This window comes from Mesorhizobium sp. M7D.F.Ca.US.004.03.1.1 (assembly GCF_003998635.1).
In the GTDB taxonomy this organism is placed as follows: Bacteria; Pseudomonadota; Alphaproteobacteria; order Rhizobiales; family Rhizobiaceae; genus Mesorhizobium; species Mesorhizobium loti.
The window spans coordinates 1-1,842 of the sequence record NZ_RZQG01001077.1 but is presented as its reverse complement, the minus strand read 5'-3'; the positions used below and the strand labels follow the sequence as shown (position 1 = coordinate 1,842).

The following is a 1,842-nucleotide window of genomic DNA, read 5'->3' as shown; positions in this document are numbered from 1 at the left end:
CGCCAGTCAGCAAGGCCGGCGGCTTTTGCAGGCTCTCGCTGGCAATTTTTTTCAGGCTCTCGCTCATAACCAGGGTCTCGCTCATAACATTGCCACCCGTTTGCGTTCGAACATGGATACGACATTGTCGATGCCGGGCGGCCGGTCGCCAGCACCGGTTACTCGATCGAGGTCACCGCGCTTGCGCAGGCGCGCCGCGTCCAGAAGCATGCTGCCGGCCCAGCGATAGACATTGTTGTCGCGGACCATCTGCCGCATCGGCCGCATGCGCTCGCGCTGTTCGTCCGGCGTCATGGTCAGTGCCTGCAGCAACGCCTCGCTCATCATGGCCGCGTCGTAGGGGTTGACGATCAGCGCCTCCAGCAATTCGCGCGAGGCACCGGCGAATGTGCTGAGCATCAAGACGCCCTGTTCGTCTTCGCGGGCCGCGACGAATTCCTTTGCGACCAGGTTCATGCCGTCATGCAGGCTGGTGACCATGCATATGTCGGCGGCGCGATAGATCTCATAGACCTGTTCCTGCGAGTGATGTTCGGCCACCATGATCACAGGCCTGTAACCCTCGCTGCCATAACGCTGGTTGAGCTCCTCGGCATAGTGGTGGCATTCGTCGTGGAGTAGCTTGTAAGCCGGCAGCGTGCCGCGGCTGGGCGCCGCGATCTGCAGGAAAGACAGCTTTCCGATCCATTCAGGGTATCGCTTGAACAATTCGTCCAGCGCCTGAAACCGATCCAGAATGCCTTTGGTGTAGTCGAGACGCTCGACGCCTACGGCCAGCTTCACATCCGCTTTCAGTCCGAACCGGTCGCGCAGGCGGGCGCGGCAGTCATCGACATCAGGCAATTTTGCCAGCAGGTCCGCCGGCCATTCGATCGAAATGGGATAGGCGTGCACCAGCGTCGTCTGCCCGCCATAGGAGATCGCCGCATCCGCCCGCTCGATGCGGCTTTCCAGGAAGCGATCGACGCTTTCAGTGAAATTGTTGGCGTGGAACTGGGTGTGGAAACCGATGATCGAGCTGCCGAGCAGCCCCTCAAGGATGCGCTCACGCCACGGACAGATGCTGTACACTTCCGAGTTCGGCCATGGGATGTGCCAGAAGGTGATGACGATCGCCTCCGGCAGGCGCTCGCGGATCATGCGCGGCAGCAGCGCGAAGTGGTAGTCTTGGACCAGCACGATCGGCCGCTCGTTGCGCGCTTCGGCCACCACCGTGTCGGCGAACTTCCGGTTGACGGCCTCATAGGCCTCCCAGTCCGAGGCGCGAAAAATCGGTCGGGTGAAGGCGATATGGCAAAGCGGCCAGAGGCCCTCATTGGCGAAGCCGAGATAGTAACCCTGATGCTCTTCCTCCGTCAGCCAGACCCGGCGCAGCGTGTAGGACGGATGGCCGGGCGGCACCTGTACCCGGTCGTCCTGGTCGACCGTCAGACGGTCCGCGGTTCCACCGCCATAGGCGATCCAGGTGCCGCCACAGGCGCGCGTGATCGGCTCGAGCGCCGACACCAGCCCGCTGGCCGGCACCAGCAATTCGACGCCATCATCCCTGATGTTGTGGATATAGGGTTCGCGGTTGGACACCACGATGACCTGCGCCTCCGGCAGGTCGTCGGCCAGTATCTTGCGCAATGTTTCGGGCGACCACGTCACCAGCGCAGCATCGGCCGATTGACCATTCTTTTCGAATTCCCGGATCACCTTGCGCGCCGCTTCCGCGGCCACGTCTTCGCCCGCTGTATGCGCAACCGCCGGAGGGTGACTGCGGCGCTGCCGCGATAGAGAGAAGAAAACGGCAAAAGCGGAAAAACCGAGGCTCGCGAGGATTAGAACCCAGAGCAGGTC

The 1,842-nt window shown here is 62.3% G+C and carries 1 protein-coding gene; it reads right to left on the bottom strand.

The window, feature by feature from the left end:
* Positions 1 to 81: 81 nt before the first annotated feature.
* On the bottom strand, positions 82 to 1,842 hold a 1,761-nt coding region (locus EN935_RS34040; RefSeq protein WP_348629922.1), incomplete at its 5' end, for a trehalose-6-phosphate synthase.